Here is a 1,111-nt window from a genome sequence, read left to right on the forward strand (position 1 = left end):
TAGAGTGCGAAGCACTCTTAAGGTTTTTTATAGCCGATAAGATAATCGCTATACCCGCTAATATTGCTCCAATCAATAAGAACATAAGATTCGACCATATATAAGAAGTATTTAATATTTCCAAATTACAAAAAAATATTGTTACGAATTTACATAAGTGACATCCTCCATCTAACTAAAGCAAAAGGATGACTATTAGTAAATAATTACCATGCTTAAGCACATAACAACAATCACCAGCATGCGCAAGAAATAGTAAATTGAAAAATTTTCACTTAGTCTGTCGTACAATCAAGTCGTTTCATAAGAATTTTTAAGACGCTGTTTAATGCCAATCAACCATAACGATGATAATTAAAGAACCATAACATGACTAAAATATTCAAGTTTATATCTATCGTCATTAAAAATGATTGATTAAAATCCCCAATTTCTGCCCCATTTCAAAATCACGGTATAAAAAAAGCCTGTTTAACAAGTCATTTTTAACTCGTCAAACAGTCCATAAAGTCTATTGTTGTTGCATTTTCATACTATTTAAAATTTGTTGAACTTTTTTCTTAGATGGTTTTTGACCCATTTGCGCCATCATTTGTGTAATCATTCGTTCATCAATTGGTGGGTTTTCTTTAAAGTAATTCATCATATAACGACGAGCAGCAAAAAAGCCTCCTACGAAACCAGCGATAATACCAATTACAACAATAATTAACCATGCCCATGTTGGTAACATACTATTCCCTCACTTTCCTAACTAAATACATTATATATAATACTAAAGAATGATTAAAAATAAAAGTAATAATCTAATTAATCCTCATTATGACGATTATGAATACGTTTTTCCTTTTGAATTGCTTTTAATTTATCAGGAGTAACATCATTTCCTTCTTCATCTACGATTTTTAATCCTTCAATATGGTTTCGAAAACCTTTACGTAAGTTTTGTAAATATTCTTCCCTCAGAATAGATTGTTCTTTTAATTCAGCTTCAGTCAAACCATGTTCTTTCTTCTTTTTTGATAATTCATTAATTCGACGTAATTTATCTTCGCTTAACAAAATGTTCCCTCCTAACTATAAAAAAAGACTCACCGAAGTGAGTCGTGAA

Annotated in this window: 2 protein-coding genes; both read right to left on the reverse strand. The window is 30.2% G+C overall.

Going from position 1 to position 1,111, the window contains the following annotated elements:
* Positions 1-511: 511 nt before the first annotated feature.
* Positions 512-733, reverse strand: a complete 222-nt coding sequence (locus HMPREF2811_RS06895; RefSeq protein ID WP_071408700.1) for a YneF family protein — start codon at positions 731-733, stop codon at positions 512-514.
* A gap of 77 nt (positions 734-810) precedes the next feature.
* On the reverse strand, positions 811-1,062 hold the full coding sequence (locus tag HMPREF2811_RS06900) for a DUF896 domain-containing protein (RefSeq protein WP_071408701.1): 252 nt from the start codon (positions 1,060-1,062) through the stop codon (positions 811-813).
* Positions 1,063-1,111: the final 49 nt, after the last annotated feature.

The sequence above is a fragment of the Globicatella sp. HMSC072A10 genome (genome assembly GCF_001811625.1).
Taxonomy (GTDB): Bacteria; Bacillota; Bacilli; order Lactobacillales; family Aerococcaceae; genus Globicatella; species Globicatella sanguinis.

Coding starts and splice junctions, on each gene's coding strand:
- HMPREF2811_RS06895 (WP_071408700.1), bottom strand. CDS start 733: ATGTTACCAACATGGGCATGGTTAATTATTGTTGTAATTGGTATTATC.